1 protein-coding gene is annotated in these 1,181 nt (G+C 60.2%); it reads right to left on the bottom strand.

The window, feature by feature from the left end:
• Positions 1-5 precede the first annotated feature (5 nt).
• Positions 6-1,181, bottom strand: a 1,176-nt coding sequence (tuf, locus tag BLU15_RS38810) for an elongation factor Tu (RefSeq protein ID WP_034795467.1), incomplete at its 5' end; no start/stop codon positions are given.

Genomic DNA, 1,181 nt, shown 5'->3' with positions numbered 1-1,181 from the left:
GTCGATTACTCGACGATCGAGGCAACGATGCCTGCGCCGACGGTACGGCCGCCTTCGCGGATTGCGAAGCGCAGCTTTTCTTCCATCGCGATCGGAACGATCAGCTCAACGGCAACGGTGACGTTGTCGCCCGGCATAACCATTTCCGTGCCTTCCGGCAGCGTCACGATGCCCGTCACGTCCGTCGTGCGGAAGTAGAACTGCGGACGGTAGTTGGTGAAGAACGGCGTATGACGGCCGCCTTCTTCCTTCGTCAGGATGTAGGCTTCAGCCATGAACTTCTTGTGCGGCTTGACCGAACCCGGCTTGCACAGGATCTGGCCACGCTCGACGCCGTCACGGTTAACACCACGGATCAGCGCGCCGATGTTGTCGCCGGCCTGGCCCTGGTCGAGCAGCTTGCGGAACATTTCAACGCCCGTAACCGTCGTCTTCGACGTGTCGCGGATGCCGACGATTTCGACTTCTTCGCCGACCTTGACGATGCCGCGCTCAACGCGACCGGTCACAACCGTACCACGGCCCGAGATCGAGAACACGTCTTCGATCGGCATCAGGAACGGCTGGTCGATCGGACGCTCAGGCGTCGGGATGTAAGCGTCAACAGCTGCCATCAGCTCGCGGATCGCGTCTTCGCCGATCTTCTTGTCCGAATCTTCCAGAGCAGCAAGAGCCGAGCCCTTGATGATCGGAATGTCGTCGCCCGGGAATTCGTAGGACGACAGAAGTTCGCGAACTTCCAGTTCGACGAGCTCGAGAAGCTCGGCGTCGTCAACCTGGTCGACCTTGTTGAGGAACACGACGATTGCCGGAACGCCAACCTGGCGAGCGAGCAGGATGTGCTCGCGGGTCTGCGGCATCGGGCCGTCAGCAGCCGAGCAAACCAGGATCGCGCCGTCCATCTGCGCTGCACCGGTGATCATGTTCTTGACGTAGTCGGCGTGGCCGGGGCAGTCAACGTGAGCGTAGTGACGGTTCGGCGTCTCATACTCAACGTGCGCCGTCGAAATCGTGATACCACGGGCCTTTTCTTCCGGAGCAGCGTCGATCTGGTCGTACGCCTTGAACTCGCCGAAGTACTTCGTGATCGCTGCGGTCAGCGACGTCTTGCCATGGTCAACGTGGCCAATCGTGCCAATGTTAACGTGCGGCTTGTTGCGCTCAAATTTGCTCTTTGCCAT

Origin of the sequence: Ensifer sp. YR511 (genome assembly GCF_900103045.1) — a bacterium.
Taxonomy (GTDB): Bacteria; Pseudomonadota; Alphaproteobacteria; order Rhizobiales; family Rhizobiaceae; genus Ensifer; species Ensifer adhaerens.
Note: the sequence above shows the minus strand (reverse complement) of the source record. Positions and strands in the feature narration are given on the sequence as shown.